21 protein-coding genes and 1 other RNA gene are annotated in these 14,023 nt (G+C 66.1%); 12 read left to right on the top strand and 10 right to left on the bottom strand.

Annotation, left to right across the window (positions count from 1 at the left end; genetic code table 11):
- Positions 1 to 41 precede the first annotated feature (41 nt).
- The 10 genes from HNP52_RS12430 (at position 42) to HNP52_RS12385 (ending at position 7,648) form a co-directional block, all read left to right on the top strand.
- Entirely contained in the window at positions 42 to 2,366 is a 2,325-nt protein-coding gene (locus tag HNP52_RS12430) for a chemotaxis protein CheA (RefSeq protein ID WP_184167424.1), read from the top strand.
- Entirely contained in the window at positions 2,366 to 2,791 is a 426-nt protein-coding gene (locus tag HNP52_RS12425; RefSeq protein ID WP_184167421.1) for a chemotaxis protein CheW, read from the top strand. The genes HNP52_RS12430 and HNP52_RS12425 overlap by 1 nt, the downstream gene beginning before the upstream one ends.
- A gap of 83 nt (positions 2,792 to 2,874) precedes the next feature.
- Complete coding sequence (locus HNP52_RS12420) at positions 2,875 to 3,240, top strand: response regulator (RefSeq protein ID WP_086129096.1); 366 nt, start codon at positions 2,875 to 2,877, stop codon at positions 3,238 to 3,240.
- 131 nt (positions 3,241 to 3,371) lie between these two features.
- A complete protein-coding gene (gene cheB, locus HNP52_RS12415) occupies positions 3,372 to 4,379 on the top strand; it encodes a chemotaxis-specific protein-glutamate methyltransferase CheB (RefSeq protein WP_409372632.1) in 1,008 nt (335 codons plus the stop codon).
- The gene (locus tag HNP52_RS12410; RefSeq protein WP_184167418.1) at positions 4,376 to 5,221 is read left to right on the top strand and encodes a protein-glutamate O-methyltransferase CheR; all 846 of its coding nucleotides are present in this window, start codon (positions 4,376 to 4,378) and stop codon (positions 5,219 to 5,221) included. The genes cheB and HNP52_RS12410 overlap by 4 nt, the downstream gene beginning before the upstream one ends.
- Positions 5,222 to 5,255: 34 nt before the next feature.
- Complete coding sequence (locus HNP52_RS12405; RefSeq protein WP_184167415.1) at positions 5,256 to 5,957, top strand: N-acetylmuramoyl-L-alanine amidase; 702 nt, start codon at positions 5,256 to 5,258, stop codon at positions 5,955 to 5,957.
- 87 nt (positions 5,958 to 6,044) lie between these two features.
- Positions 6,045 to 6,335 carry a hypothetical protein gene (locus tag HNP52_RS12400; RefSeq protein WP_184167412.1) on the top strand — a complete coding sequence of 97 codons (291 nt, stop codon included), beginning with the start codon at positions 6,045 to 6,047 and terminating at the stop codon, positions 6,333 to 6,335.
- A gap of 40 nt (positions 6,336 to 6,375) precedes the next feature.
- Positions 6,376 to 6,740, top strand: an RNA gene (gene rnpB, locus HNP52_RS12395) — RNase P RNA component class A.
- Between the two features lie 66 nt (positions 6,741 to 6,806).
- The gene (locus HNP52_RS12390; protein WP_184167410.1) at positions 6,807 to 7,343 is read left to right on the top strand and encodes a J domain-containing protein; all 537 of its coding nucleotides are present in this window, start codon (positions 6,807 to 6,809) and stop codon (positions 7,341 to 7,343) included.
- The gene (locus HNP52_RS12385; RefSeq protein WP_184167407.1) at positions 7,340 to 7,648 is read left to right on the top strand and encodes a (2Fe-2S) ferredoxin domain-containing protein; all 309 of its coding nucleotides are present in this window, start codon (positions 7,340 to 7,342) and stop codon (positions 7,646 to 7,648) included. The genes HNP52_RS12390 and HNP52_RS12385 overlap by 4 nt, the downstream gene beginning before the upstream one ends.
- A gap of 360 nt (positions 7,649 to 8,008) precedes the next feature.
- On the opposite strand, the gene HNP52_RS12380 is transcribed toward HNP52_RS12385, so the two are convergent.
- The 10 genes from HNP52_RS12380 to pspA form a co-directional block, all read right to left on the bottom strand.
- On the bottom strand, positions 8,009 to 8,419 hold the full coding sequence (locus HNP52_RS12380; RefSeq protein ID WP_184167405.1) for a SufE family protein: 411 nt from the start codon (positions 8,417 to 8,419) through the stop codon (positions 8,009 to 8,011).
- A gap of 67 nt (positions 8,420 to 8,486) precedes the next feature.
- Positions 8,487 to 8,672, bottom strand: coding sequence for a hypothetical protein (locus tag HNP52_RS12375; RefSeq protein WP_184168327.1), 186 nt, complete (start codon positions 8,670 to 8,672; stop codon positions 8,487 to 8,489).
- Between the two features lie 83 nt (positions 8,673 to 8,755).
- Positions 8,756 to 9,028, bottom strand: a complete 273-nt coding sequence (locus tag HNP52_RS12370) for a hypothetical protein (RefSeq protein ID WP_184167402.1) — start codon at positions 9,026 to 9,028, stop codon at positions 8,756 to 8,758.
- Positions 9,029 to 9,059: 31 nt separating this feature from the next.
- A complete protein-coding gene (locus tag HNP52_RS23105) occupies positions 9,060 to 9,185 on the bottom strand; it encodes a hypothetical protein (RefSeq protein WP_260396066.1) in 126 nt (41 codons plus the stop codon).
- Positions 9,186 to 9,235: 50 nt separating this feature from the next.
- Positions 9,236 to 9,505 (bottom strand): hypothetical protein, encoded by a 270-nt coding sequence (locus HNP52_RS12365; RefSeq protein ID WP_184167399.1) that lies wholly within the window; start codon positions 9,503 to 9,505, stop codon positions 9,236 to 9,238.
- A 12-nt stretch (positions 9,506 to 9,517) separates the two neighbouring features.
- Positions 9,518 to 9,832: a hypothetical protein gene (locus HNP52_RS12360; protein ID WP_184167396.1), complete on the bottom strand. Its 315-nt coding sequence runs from the start codon at positions 9,830 to 9,832 to the stop codon at positions 9,518 to 9,520.
- An 11-nt stretch (positions 9,833 to 9,843) separates the two neighbouring features.
- Positions 9,844 to 10,134 carry a hypothetical protein gene (locus HNP52_RS12355; protein ID WP_184167393.1) on the bottom strand — a complete coding sequence of 97 codons (291 nt, stop codon included), beginning with the start codon at positions 10,132 to 10,134 and terminating at the stop codon, positions 9,844 to 9,846.
- A 48-nt stretch (positions 10,135 to 10,182) separates the two neighbouring features.
- Positions 10,183 to 10,560, bottom strand: a complete 378-nt coding sequence (pspC, locus tag HNP52_RS12350; protein WP_184168326.1) for an envelope stress response membrane protein PspC — start codon at positions 10,558 to 10,560, stop codon at positions 10,183 to 10,185.
- Positions 10,560 to 10,832, bottom strand: a complete 273-nt coding sequence (gene pspB, locus HNP52_RS12345) for an envelope stress response membrane protein PspB (RefSeq protein ID WP_183994719.1) — start codon at positions 10,830 to 10,832, stop codon at positions 10,560 to 10,562. The genes pspC and pspB overlap by 1 nt, the downstream gene beginning before the upstream one ends.
- A gap of 3 nt (positions 10,833 to 10,835) precedes the next feature.
- Positions 10,836 to 11,504 (bottom strand): phage shock protein PspA, encoded by a 669-nt coding sequence (gene pspA / locus HNP52_RS12340; protein WP_184167390.1) that lies wholly within the window; start codon positions 11,502 to 11,504, stop codon positions 10,836 to 10,838.
- A 394-nt stretch (positions 11,505 to 11,898) separates the two neighbouring features.
- Between pspA and pspF the strand changes: the two genes are divergently transcribed.
- Positions 11,899 to 12,939, top strand: a complete 1,041-nt coding sequence (gene pspF / locus HNP52_RS12335) for a phage shock protein operon transcriptional activator (protein ID WP_184167388.1) — start codon at positions 11,899 to 11,901, stop codon at positions 12,937 to 12,939.
- A 251-nt stretch (positions 12,940 to 13,190) separates the two neighbouring features.
- Positions 13,191 to 13,814, top strand: a complete 624-nt coding sequence (locus HNP52_RS12330; protein WP_184167385.1) for a superoxide dismutase — start codon at positions 13,191 to 13,193, stop codon at positions 13,812 to 13,814.
- Positions 13,815 to 14,023: the final 209 nt, after the last annotated feature.

Here is a 14,023-nt window from a genome sequence, read left to right as displayed (position 1 = left end):
ATCCCGCACAAGACCCCCGCAAATTTGCTTTCCGGGGCCCCATGGACGACCTGCTGCAGGAATTCATCGCCGAGACGCGAGAAACGCTCGAAGCGCTTTCGGGCGAGATCGTCGCGTGGGAAGCGCATCCCGCCGATCGCGCGCGCCTCGACGCCATTTTCCGCTTCGTGCACACCGTGAAGGGGAGCTGCGGCTTCCTCGACCTGCCGCGCCTCGGCCGCCTCAGCCATGCCGCCGAGGACGTGCTGGCACAGGTGCGCGATGGCAAGCGCGCGCCGGACCGCGCGCTGGTCAATGCCGTGCTCGCGGTGGTCGACCGGATCGGAGAGCTGGTCGAGGCCATCGAATCGGGCACCGGGCTGGATGACAGCGGCGACGAGCTGCTGGTCGCGGCGCTTGCCGAGGGCGCCGAGGAAATCGCCCATGCCGGCCCGATCGTCAGCCGCGCTCCGGCGCGCAGCGTGCGCCTGAACGTCGACCTGCTCGACCGGATGATGTCCGGCATGTCGGACATGGTGCTTGCCCGCAACGAGCTTGCCCGGCGCCTGCGCCAGGGCGAAGTCGATCCCGCGATCGAGGCCGCGCTCGAGCGCCTGTCGCTCACTGTCGGCGAGATGCGCGACACGGTGACGCGCACCCGCATGCAGAAGATCGACGCGCTGTTCTCCGCGCTGCCGCGCATGGTGCGCGACACGGCGGCGGGGCTGGGCAAGTCGGTGATGCTCCAGGTCGAGGGCTCGGACGTCGAGCTCGACCGCGAGATGATCGAAGTGATGCGTGACCCGCTGGTCCACATCATCCGCAATTCGATCGACCACGGCATCGAGGCGCCGGCCGAGCGCCGCGCCGGGGGCAAGCGCGAGAATGGCCGGCTCTCGGTCTCGGCGCGCCAGTCGGGCAACCAGATCATCATCGAGATCGCCGACGACGGCCGAGGCATCGATACCGAGCGGCTGATCCAGAAGCTGGTCGCGCAGGGGCGCGACGAAGCCAAGCTGCGCAGCCTGTCGAACCGGGCCAAGCTCGACCTGGTCTTCGAGCCGGGCCTGTCGTCCAAGGACGTGGTGAGCGAAGTCTCCGGACGCGGCGTCGGCATGGACGTGGTGCGCGCGGCGATCGAGCAGATCGGCGGTCGCGTCGAGCTCGACAGCAATCCGGGCAAGGGCCTCCGCCTCGCCATCCATGTGCCGCTGACCCTGTCGATCATCTCGACGATCGTGGTCGGCGTCGACGGCCAGCGCTTCGCGATCCCGCGCCAGTCGATCGAGGAGATCGTCACCGAGCGCGGCGATGCGATCCGCGTCGACACGATCGGTGGCTCGCCGGTCGCCACGGTGCGCGAGCGCCGCATGCCGCTGATCCATCTCGCCGACATGCTCGGCCTGCCGGCCACCACTGCGCGCGACGAGGGCGGCCAGATGCTCGCGATAGTCAGCGTGAGCGAGGGCAGCTATGCGCTCGCCGTCGATACGGTGCTCGACAATGAGGAGCTGGTCATCAAGCCGGCTTCGCCCGCCGTCATGTCCACTGGCCTCTATGCCGGCCAGACGCTGCCCGACTCGGGCCTGCCGATGCTGCTGCTCGATTGCGCCGGCATGGCCAAGGCGGCGAGCCTGGATTTCAGCCGCGACAGCCAGCAGCTGTTCGAGGAAGAGGAAGAAGTGGAAGCCGCGCAGGGCCTGCCGGCGCTGCTGTTCCGCGATCTCGACGGCGTGCGCCGTGCGGTGCCGCTCGCGGCGGTCGATCGCGTCGAGCAGGTCGATGCCGCCAATGTCCGCTTCGCCGCCGGCCGCTTCCGCGTGACCATCGACGAGCGCATCCTGCCGCTTGCCGCGCATGGCGATCTGGATGGGCTCGAGCGGATCAATGTGCTGCGCCTCAAGGACGGCACCAACGAAGTCAGCTACGCGATCGACGAAGCCGCCGACATCGTGCTGCTGCCCGAGGAGATCGCGCCCGCCCGCGAGCCGGGGCCGATCGCCGGCGTGGTGCTGGTCGAGGGCGAGCAGATCGAGCTGGTCGACATGCTGTGGATCTTCGACGAGCATGCCGAGCGCGAAGTCGAGGATGCGCCGCCGCTCTGCCTGATCTCGGGCGACAATGACGGCTGGATGGCCTCGTTCGTCAAACCGCTTCTGGAGGCCTCGGGATACCGCGTCGCGCTGCGCCTGGCGCCGGGCGAGACGCCGGCCGTGGTGCTCTCCACCGAGGAGAACCAGGGCGCCATGGGCAGCCCCGCGCCGGTCGTCCGGCTGAGAAAGAAGCGCGCTTCGGGCGGCTCGGGCGACGATAGCGTCTATAGATATGACAGGGCGGGACTGCTTTCCGCGCTCGAAGCCCGGGTTTCCGGCAAGGCAGGTCGCTGATGTCGCATCTCTATCTCATCGCCCAGATTGCCGGGCGTGCCGTGGCGATCGACTCCGAACAGGTCGAGTCGGTGGTGGATATCGGCGAGGTGACGGCGGTGCCGCGCGCCTCGCAGCATGTCCGCGGGCTCGCCGCGCTGCGCAGCCGCGTGGTGACGGTGGTCGATACCCAGTCGGCGCTTGGCATGGCGGGCGGCAGCCCGGCGCGCCGTGCGGTGATCACCCATGTCGAGGGGCATCATTACGCGATGCTGGTCGACGCGCTCGACGATGTCGCGCCGTTCGACCTGCTGCCGCTGGCGCATGGCGTCACGCTCGATCCCGCCTGGCGCGGGGCAGGGCGGGGGATCGTCGAGCGCGACGGCGAACCGATCCTCGCGATCGATCTCGCCAGCCTCGTCCCCGGTCATGCCGGAATCAATTAGTTCGCAAGATTAACGTCGCACTCACATCTTTCGTGCACTGTCCACTCCCAACCTAGACACCTGAAAGCGGGGAACAGGGGAAAATGAAGACTTGTCTGGTAGTCGATGACTCCAAGGTGATCCGGAAGGTCGCCCGGCACATCCTGGAAACGCTCGACTTCGAAGTGCGCGAGGCTGGTGACGGCCGCGAGGCGCTGGACTCCTGCCTCCAGACCCCGCCGGACGTGATCCTGCTCGACTGGAACATGCCCGTGATGAGCGGCATGGACTTCCTGCGCGCGCTCAAGGATTCCGGGCTTCCGCAGCGCCCCAAGGTGGTGTTCTGCACCACCGAGAACGGCATGGCCTATATCCGCGCCGCCATCGAGGCCGGCGCCGACGAATATGTCATGAAGCCGTTCGACCGCGAGACGCTGGAAAGCAAGCTGCAGATCGTCGGCGTCGCGTAAGCGACGCAGCCAAGGAGCCCAAGGTGGCGCACGCAACTCTTGCGGAAACCGGGTTCAGCGGCACCACCGCCGGGCCGGCGCAGGTGCTGATCGTCGACGATTCGGTCGTCGCACGCTCGGTGCTGGGGCGCATGGTGGAAGGCACGCGCCGCTTTCGCGTTGCCGCCGCCTATAGCGACGTGCGGGCCGCGCTCGATTATCTGAAGACCAACAGCGTCGACATCATCCTGCTCGACATCGAGATGCCGGGCATCGACGGCATCACCGCGCTGCCCGACGTGATCGCGGCAGGCAAGGGCGCCAAGGTTCTGATCGTTTCCTCGGCGGCCGAGCAGGGCGCGGCGGTGACCGTGCAGGCGCTGGCGCTCGGCGCGGCGGACACGCTGGTGAAGCCCGGCATCGGTGCGTTCGGCGGCCGCTTCGCCGAAGTGCTGGAGGAGCGGCTTTCGCGCCTGCTCGAAGCCCATGTGCACCCCGTTCCCGAACCCGTGCTCCCCGCGCATGCCGAGCCGGCCGCGGTGGCGCATCACCCGCATTACCAGTTCCCGGTCCAGGCTCCGGACAATTTCGACCTGGTCGCGATCGGCGCCTCCACCGGCGGCATCCACGCGCTCAGCCAGCTGCTCCGCGCGATCCCGGCCAGCTTCCGCGTGCCGATCCTGGTGACCCAGCATCTGCCCGTCTCGTTCATGAGCTATTTCGCGACGCAACTCGCCGTGCTCGGCGGGCGTCCCTGCGAGGTCGCGACCGATCGCATGCGTATCCGGCCTGGCCGGATCATCGTGGCGCCGGGCGATGCGCATATGCGCGTGGTCCGCATGTCCGACGGCGCGGCGATCCGCCTGACCCATGAGAAGGCCTCGAGCGGCTGCATGCCCTCGGTCGACCCGATGTTCGAGAGCGTCGCCGAAGTGTTCGGCGCGCGCGCGCTCGGCGTGGTGCTGAGCGGCATGGGCCGCGACGGCTGCGAAGGCGCCAAGGACCTGATCGACGCCGGCGCCAAGGTGCTGGCGCAGGACCGGGCAAGCTCGGTGGTGTGGGGCATGCCCGGCGCCGTCGCCAATGCCGGCCGGGTCAGCGCGATCCTGCCGCCGGACGAGATCGGCCGGCTGATCGCGCGCGGCGGAGGCGGCGCATGATCCCGGGCAGCACGCCGATCGCATCGGCAGGCGCGATGAACATGATCGCGGCCTTGCTCGAGCAGCGCGCCGGCCAGCAGATCGCAGCGAACCGCACCTGGCGGATCGAGACCGCGCTCAAGCCGATCCTGCGGGAACGCGGCCTGGGCAGCCTCGACGAACTCGTTGCCCAGCTCATTGCGGCGCGGACCGGGGAGCTGGCCGACCAGGTGGTCGATGCGCTGCTCAACCAGGAAACCAGCTTCTTCCGCGACGTGGCGGTGCTCGACATGATCGCCGATGCGGCGCAGGCAATGCAGGCCGAGGCCGGCCATCGCCGCCTGCGCATCTGGTCCGCCGGCTGCTCGACCGGGCAGGAGCCGCTGAGCCTCGCCATGCTCTTTTCCGAGCGGGAAATGCCCGATCCGGAGATCGTGGCGACCGACGTTTCGCCGGCGGCGCTGGCGCGCGCGCGCAGCGGCCGCTTCTCGCAGTTCGAGATCCAGCGCGGCCTGCCGGTGCGGCGGATGATGACCTGGTTCGATTCGGTGAACGCCGATTGGGTCGCCAAGCCCGAACTGGTCCGCAAGCTGCAGTTCCGCCAGCACAATCTTACGCTCGATGCGGCGCCGGCGGGATGCTTCGACATCATCCTGTGCCGCAACGTGATGCTCTATTTCTCGGTCGCGGTGCGGCGCAAGGTGTTCGACACGCTGGCATCGGCGATCCGTCCGGGCGGCCTGCTCGCGCTTGGTGCGGGCGAGACGGTGATCGGCCAGACCGACCATTTCACCCCGTGCGAGAAGTATCGCGGCTTCTATCGCCGGGTCGAGGCGCCCGGGACGTTGCTCGCAACGGCTTGATCGCCATGGCCAAGCAGGGGTAGCGTCGGCGACGATGCATACCGGCCTGGTCTTCCTCGATGCGCCTTCGCCGAATTTCGACGAGCGTGCGCTCCCGGTCACGATGATCGTGCTGCACTATACCGGCATGGAAAGCGCCGAGGCCGCATTGGAGCGGATGCGCGATCCTGCCGCCAAGGTCTCGGCCCACTACATGGTCGACGAGGACGGCAACATCACCCGGCTGGTTCCCGAGGACAAGCGCGCCTGGCATGCCGGCCGCTCGCACTGGCGCGGGATCACCGACGTCAATTCGGCCTCGGTCGGCATCGAGATCGTCAATCCCGGCCATGAACATGGCTATCGTCCCTTTTCGGCCGAGCAGATGGGCTCGGTGATCCCGCTCGTCGCCGAGATCAAGGAGCGCTACGCGATCACCCGCGGCAACGTGGTCGGCCATTCGGACGTCGCGCCGGCGCGCAAGCAGGATCCGGGGGAGCTGTTCAACTGGCACGCGCTGGCCCGGCTGCGCCTGGCGCTGCCGCGGCCGACCAGGAACCTGCTCGATCCGGGCTGGCCCGATGCCGGCTTCATCATGGCGCTCGAACGCTTCGGCTATGACGTGAGCGACGAGACCGCCGCGGTCACGGCCTTCCAGCGCCGCTTCCGTCCCGAGCTGGTCGATGGCGAGATCGACATGGAGTGCCGCTGCCTCCTGCTCGCCTTGCTGCTCCCCAAGCCCCAGGGCGATGACTGAGCCGGATTTGGTTACGCAGGCGTGCACTAAATTCATGCGGAACTCCGCAAGTATAGGATGATCTATAGGAAGGCGGAGGTTTTCGCCTTGAGCAATATCGGTTCGACACCCCTGGGTCCTGTCCAGGCCTATCTTTCCGGCGTGGCGCGCGCCGATGCCAAGGGCGAAGTACCCTCGTCCGTGAACATTCCCACCGTCAGCGAGGCGACCGACGCGGTTCGGCGGATCGCGGAGGTGCGCGGTGCCGACGATGTGGTGGGCATGGGATCGGACTATCGCAGGATCGCGCTGGCGTCCGGGCTGAACGTCACCTGGAAGGTGGAAGTGATGGCCTGGGGCACCGCGATGCGCACCGTCGATCCGGAAGACGGCGCCTGAACGCTTGCAGTTGCGCGCGGCGGCGCTAGACGGGGCACCGCCAGAGGATCGGGCGGCCGCGGGTGCGCAAGCACGCGAGGAAAGTCCGGGCTCCACGGAAACACGGTGCCGGGTAATGCCCGGCGGGGGCGACCCCAGGGAAAGTGCCACAGAGAGCAGACCGCTAAGTCCTTCGGGACCAGCAAGGGTGAAAGGGTGCGGCAAGAGCGCACCGCGCGACCGGTAACGGAAGCGGCATGGTAAACCCCACCGGGAGCAAGACCGAATAGGGGCGGCATATGGGCCTGGTTCCGGCCCGTCGCCCGGGTTGGTTGCTGGAGCGGCGGAGCAATCCGTCGCCTAGAGGAATGGTCGCACATCGCCGAAAGGCGAGGACAGAACCCGGCTTATAGATCCTCTGGCATCATTTTACGGGACGGCGCCAGGCGCGCACCCGCTTGCGCCTGCGGGCCGAGTGTCTATCTGGGCGGGATGGCACGATCGACACGTTCTTCCGACTGGGGCTTTCCGCGCTGGCGCGCCTATGGCGCCGAGCGTGAGGCCGTGCAGGTGCGGATGTGCGATCGCCATGGCTGCGACCAGCCGGGTGACCGGCCCGCGCCCAAATCGCCGAACAGCCGCGAGCGCTGGTATTTCTGCGAGACGCACGCTGCCGAGTACAACCGCAACTGGGACTATTTCGCGGGCCTTACCGCCGAGGAAGCCGCCAAGCGCGAAGCCGATGAGCGCCGCGATGCCTCGGGCTTTGCCGAGGCGAAGTACAACGGCTGGGCCGGCCCCGGCGACGGCAGCCGTTCGCGCGACGAGATCCGCGCCCTGGAAGTGCTCGAGCTCGAGGTCGATAGTGATTTCGAGGCGGTGCGCCTCGCCTGGCGCCGGCTCGCCAAGGTCAATCATCCCGATGTGAAGCCCGGGGATGCCGAGGCCGCCAAGCGCTTCCAGGCGATCCAGGCGGCGTACGACGTGCTCAAGGCCGCCGAGGAGCGGCGCACCTGGAAGGGCGATTGAGCAAGCTTCGCGTCCATTCCAACTGGGAACATACCGTCCTGGTCTGCACCAAATGCTCGAAGAAGCTGGACGGCGGCTTCGGGCCGAAGGGCAAGCAATCGCTTGCCAAGGCATTGCGCAAGCATCTCGGCCTGAAGAAGGGGCGCAAGGCCGAGGCGGGGATCGTCGAGGTGAAATGCATGGGCGTCTGCCCGCGCGGTGCGGTAACGGTGATCGATGCCGGCGGACCGGGCGAATGGCTGCTGGTGCCCAAGGGCGCCGATCTCGACGGCGTAGCCGAAGAGCTGGGGCTCGGGCGCGGCTGAGGCTTCCTACATCGATGGGATGGCGACTCGCGGAAGTACACAAAGTACAGGCCAAGAGCGGGTTTCGGGCGAGCCTATTTTCCCTAATTTCTCGGGAATGCCGCGCATCTCGCAACATGATTGCGCGTGCGTGATCCTATTTTCCGACAGGGTCAAAGAGCGGCTGGCCAAGCGACCGGCTGCGTGAGCCCAGCAGGCGAAATCCTACATTGCAAGGGCAGGGGTGAGGGCGCGGTATCGAGCTTTTCTTTCCCCGGCGAAGGCCGGGGTCCAGCACTTGAAAGTCACGCGCCTTGGCGTGTCTTCGCCGCGCACTGCTTGGTCTGGGTCCCGGCCTTCGCCGGGGAAAGAAAAGGGGCCTCAGCCGGCTACGTAACGCTGCGCCGTCTCGCGAACGAGGGCGATCATGTTGGGGATGCCCTGAGTACGGTTCGAGCTGAGCTGGTTCTTCAGGTCGAACGGGGCGAGGGCGCCTTCGATGTCGCTGGCCAGGATCTCGGCGGGGGCCTTGTCCTGCACCGTGAGCAGCACCAGCGCGATGATGCCCTTGGTGATCGCCGCGTTGGAATCGGCGAGAAAGTGGAGCGAGCCGTCTTCTCGCCTCGTGGGGTAGACCCATACCGAGGCCGAGCAGCCGCGGACCAGGGTAGCATCGGTCTTGAGCGCTTCGGGCATCTCCTCGAGCCCGCGGCCCAGATCGATCAACAGGCGGTAGCGGTCATCGGCTTCGAGGAACGCATATTCGTCCTGCAGGTCGGCGAGGCTGGTCATGCAGGGCGCTATAGCGCTCCTGCGCCGCTCGCCTAGCCCCTCCCCGCCGGGGAGGGGCCTGAGCAAGTCAGAGGTCCACGCCGGCGGCGATGGCTTCGAGCTTGCGGATGCGCTCCTTGAGATCGGCGATCTCGATCCGCGAGGCGGCGGTGGGCATGGCCGCTGCCACTTCGGGGCCGTGATGGGCATCGAGTTCCTGGCGCTTCAGGGCCAGCCAGCCGCGCCAGCCCGAGAGCCCGGCGGTGGTGATCATGGCGATCCCGGCGAGACCGGAGACGGCGAGGGTGAGGTACAGTGTCGGATCTTGGGTCACGTCATGCCTCCCTTGGTCTGACGTCAGTTCTTGTCGCGCAGCGATTCGATCTCGCGGTCGAGACGGACGCTGCCTTCGGTGTCGGTAACCACGCGCTCGAGGACCTGGACGCGCTCCTTGAGCGCACGGACCTCGTCGCGGAGCCGGGCATTCTCGGCGACGGAGGCCGCGTCGGCAGTATTGCCGCGATAGACCTCGTTGCCGTCCTTGTCCTTGTGGATGCCGTAGCGCGCCTTGAGCACGCTGCCGATCGTGACGATCACGATAATCGCGACAACCATCTCGAACGGGTTCATTCCACTACTCCTTCAAACGCGCTTTGATCGATCAGTTCTGCTGGTTGGCCTTGGCCAGCCGCGCGGCGCGGCGAACAGGGCGGTCCCGCATTTCGGCGAGGACAATACCGCCCCCGCACAGTGCCGTCAGCACTGCGAGCATCACGATGGCAATCATTTCGGACTTTCCTCTTACTGGCGGGCCTTGTCGGCGCCGCGTGGGAACTTTCAGTTCAGCGGGGGGGCATCCCGCAGCTGTTCGATCTCGTTGGCGAGATCGACGCCCTTGTCGGTGACGATCCGTTCCAGAACCCGGACCCGCTGTTCGAGCCTCTCGGTCTGGGCGGCATATTGCGCGGCCTTTTCGGCGACCATCTGCGCCTCCAGCTCCATCTTGCGCTGCTGAAGCGCGAACCAGGGCTTGAGGAACACGCCGCCGAAGATGGCGACCAGACCGCAGGAGATACCCAGGATCGGAATGAGCAGGGGACTGATCATCGCTTCAACTCCTCAGTTACGCTGGCCGCGCAGGCTCTCGATCTCGCGATCGAGCATGTGCGAGCTGTCGGTCACGATCCGCTCGACATTGGCGAGTCGGTCCTTGATCGAGCCCAGTTCGGCACGGAGCTGGGCGTTCTCCTGGCTCAGGAGCTTGATCCGCTCCATCGCCGCGTCGTCATTCTTCGGATAGACCGCCTGGCCCCAGGCCCCGTCGAGCGGATAGCCATGCTTGATGCGGAGCCAGGTGATGAAGACCCAGCCGGCCACTGCGAGTACACCGACGACCATGGCGACCGGGGCGAATGCGGTGAAGGGAAAGCTCATCTCGTCACTCCTCAGCGCAGGCTGTCGATTTCGCGGGCCACCCGCTCGGCGGGATCGGTGGCGATCCGCTCGAGCACTGCGATCCGCTCTTCGAGCCGGCTGATCTGGCCGGTCAGGCGCTCATTCTCGGTGGAGAGGAGTTCGATCTTGCGCTCCGCGGCGGGGTCCGCCTTGTGGCTCAAGCCCTTGAACTCGTTCTCCATCGGATAGCCGTGACGGGCGCGGATCCAGTTGTTGATCAGCCATCCCGTGGTGGAGATCGCGATAATCAGCAGGACGAAGATCATACCACCTTCATGCATTGCCGTTTTCCCTCTTAAGTCTGGCCTCTTGTGCCGGGACCGCCCTGCTTAGCGCAGGCTGTCGATCTCGTCGGCGAGGCGCGTGTTGCGGCTCGTATAGTACATCTCGATGTCGGCCAGGCGGCGATCGATGTCGCGGAACTTCGAGCGGACCTCGGCGGTCGAGCGCGTCGGGTTCGAGCGGACACCCTGCCAGAACTTGGCTTCTTCAGGGCCCTGGTAGAGCCCGTAGGGCTTTGCCGGGGCCAGCCAGGCGATCAGCATGTAGGCGATCAGGCCCATCGGGAAGGTGCTGAAGGTGACCAGCACCATGCCGAGGCGAAGCCAGATGACGTCGATGCCGGTGTAGTCGGCCAGCCCCGAGCAGACGCCCAGCCACTTGCCATTTGCCTTGTCGAGGTAGAATTTCGTGCGGCTCGACATGATCAGTTCCTCCGCGAGATGTCGTAGGGGCTCTGTTCCGGACGGGCGTCGCGGACAGGGCGGAAATCGGGGTTGTCGGCGGCGATGATCCGCTCGACGGTGAGCAGGCGCTCTTCAAGCAGGCGTGCAGTATAGTGCAGCTCGTCGAGCAGCTTCTCGTCCTCGTTGGTGATCGTCCCGGACTGCTTCCACTTGGTGATATAGTGCATGATCACCCAGGGCAGCCCGATGAAGAGCATTCCGACGATGACGATCGGAAGGAAGACTTCCTCCATCGCTTAGGCTCCCTTGTTGAGGCGGGCCTTCAGGGCCTCGAGCTCGGCATCCACCTTCTCCGACGAGCGGAGTTCGGCGATTTCCTCGTCGAGCGTCTTGGGCGCGGCGCCCAGGCCGGCTGCTTCCGCGCGACCCTCGGCGAAGTCCACCCGGCGCTCGAGGACATCGAAGCGCGAGAAGGCATCCTGCACCCGCGAGCCGTTGGTGATCTCGCGCAGGCGCACCCGGTTGCTGGCGCTTTCCAGCCGCGTGACGATCGAGTTCTGGCGGGCGCGGGCCTCGCGCAGCTTGGTCTGGAGCTTGTTGATGTCCTCTTCCGAAGCCTTGAGCGCTTCGTCGAGCACTGCAATCTCCTCGTTCAGCTGGTCGCACATGTCGGCGGCCTTCTGCTTTTCGACGAGCGCGGCCTTGGCCAGGTCCTCGCGGCCCTTGGAGAGCGCCAGCTCCGCCTTCTCGGTCCAGCTCTCCTGGAGCTTTTCGAGCTTGGCGATGTGGCGGCGCATTTCCTTCTGGTCCGCGATGGTGCGGGCCGCGGAGGCGCGGACCTCGACCAGCGTTTCCTCCATCTCGAGGATGATCATGCGGATCATCTTCGCGGGATCTTCCGCCTTGTCGAGCAGGTCGGTGACGTTGGCGGCAATGATGTCGCGGGTTCGAGAGAAGATACCCATTTCGTCGTTACTCCTTCGTGTTCTGTTTCCCGGCGGGAGGGGTCTAGGGGGTGACCCCTCCCGTCAGGTTTCCGCTCGCGAGGGGAAGCGAGCGGGGGACCCTGTTCTCAGGCCGTCACCAGGCCGGCCGTGCCGACCATGATGATCAGGCTGGCGGCTACCGAAAGTGCCACCGAGAAGAAGGCGTTGCGGTAGTAGGCGGCGTTGGCGTTCATGTTCCTGTTTCCCTGAACCTTGGTGTTTATCCAGGCCCGTCAGCGGGCTTGCCATATGCATTGCAGGCGGCGTGCCAATTTCAGAAAACCGTAGAAATCTGCCGTTTTTGCCGTTCATAAGGCATTCAGGTGGCGGATTTAACTTGCCAAGTGTTGGGAAAATACACCAAGGATTTGGCATGGAGCGCATAACCCAGGTCATCGGCCAATCCTCGGCATTCCTTGACGCGCTGGAGCGCGCCAGTCGCGCCGCCGCGCTCGATCGCCCGGTACTGGTGATCGGCGAGCGCGGCACCGGCAAGGAGCTGGTCGCGGAGCGTCTCCACCGCCTGTCCCCGCGCTGGGACCAGCCGCTGGTGACGATGAATTGCGCGGCGCTGCCCGAGACGCTGATCGAGGCCGAGCTGTTCGGCCATGAGGCCGGTGCCTTTACCGGTGCGACCAAGGCGCGGATCGGCCGCTTCGAGGAAGCGCATCGCGGCACGCTATTCCTGGACGAATTGGGTACGCTCTCGATGGGCGCGCAGGAACGACTGCTGCGCGCGGTTGAATATGGCGAAATCACCCGGATCGGATCGTCGCGGCCGGTGACGGTCGATGTCCGCATCGTGGCGGCGACCAACGAGCATCTGCCCGAGCGGGTCAACAAGGGTAGTTTCCGCGCGGATCTGCTCGACCGGCTGAGCTTCGAGGTCGTCACCCTGCCGCCGCTTCGCCACCGCGGCGGCGATGTCGAGGTGCTGGCGGATTTCTACGGCCGGCGCATGGCGAGCGAGATCGGCTGGGTCGACTGGCCGGGCTGGGGCCCGCACGCGCTCGACATCCTCACCAATTACGACTGGCCGGGCAATGTCCGCGAGCTGCGCAACGTCGTCGAGCGTGCGGTCTATCGCTGGGAACAGGACGGGCCGATCGACGCGATCGAGATCGACCCCTTCCAGTCGCCCTATCGCCTGCGCGCGATGCAGGGGAGCGCTTCGAGCGCGACAACGCCTATCGCGGCGGCGGCGGCGCCGGTGGTGCTCGAGGAGCAGCCGGCGGCACTTTCGGGCGCAACCGATTTCAAGGGTCGGGTGGCGCGGTTCGAGAAGGAGCTGCTCCAGCGCGCGCTTGCCGATCACCGCTTCAACCAGCGAGCGACGGCGGAGGCGCTGGGGCTCACCTATGACCAGCTGCGCCACGCGCTGAAGCGGCATGAACTGCTGCAGGTGGGCGGCTGATCCCAGCCTCTCCATTTCCTTTTTCGCCGGGATGACGGTGTTTAGCGATGGCGAGAAGAAGCCCAATAATTCCAGGCTATTGATTAGCGTTTGCAATAGTAATTCCGCCAATCGCGCCCGATCGAAATTTTCATTTGCGCGACGCAACGATTTTTCCGCGACAGCGATGAATTTTGCGGGCTAGGGGAGGGACCGCATCGCCCGGCGGTTCGTTGCCCGGGTGACCCCCCTGGTGAACCTGGAGAGACCAAATGGCCTTCGAACTTCCCCCGCTTCCCTTCGACAAGGACGCGCTGGCGCCGCACATGTCGGCCGAAACGCTCGAGTTTCACCACGGCAAGCATCACAAGGCCTATGTCGACAAGACCAACGGCTTCATCGCCGAGAAGGGCCTCGAGGGCCGCAAGCTCAGCGAAGTGATCGCGCACGCCAAGGAAACCGGCGACAAGGGCCTGTTCAACAACTCGGCCCAGATCTGGAACCACAGCTTCTTCTGGCAGGGCCTGACCGGCGAGAAGACCGCGCCGAGCGGCAAGCTCGCCGAGCTGATCGCTTCGCAGTACGGTTCGACCGACGAGCTCGTGAAGAAGCTGGTCGCTGAATCGACCGCGCACTTCTCGAACGGCTGGGGCTGGCTGGTGCTCGACGGCGACCAGCTCAAGGTCACCTCGCTGCACGACGCCGACACGCCGGTGGTCTATGAGGGCATGAAGCCGTTGCTCACGATCGACGTGTGGGAGCATGCCTATTACATCGACTATCGCAACCTGCGTCCGAAGTATCTCGAGACGATCACCGCGAACATCATCAACTGGGACTTCGTGTCGCAGAACCTCGACGGCGCCGGCGTGGGCCGGGCTGACCAGGACAGCTGATCTTTCGCGACAAGCGTTCAGAAAGGGGCGTCCGAGCGATCGGGCGCCCCTTTTGCGTTCTTGCAGTTCCCCGGCGAAAGCCGGGGTCCAGGGTTTCTCTGCCGGCCCGCTTTTGACTCTGGGCCCCGGCTTTCGCCGGGGAACAGTGTACGACCTACATTCAGGAGAGGTTCAACCGGTCGGGGTGAGCTTCCGTTTGGACACTGCTT

This window comes from Sphingomonas kyeonggiensis (genome assembly GCF_014204495.1).
GTDB lineage: Bacteria > Pseudomonadota > Alphaproteobacteria > Sphingomonadales > Sphingomonadaceae > Sphingomonas > Sphingomonas kyeonggiensis_A.
The sequence above is the reverse complement of the archived record's forward strand: the minus strand, read 5'-3'. Positions and strand labels throughout refer to the sequence as shown.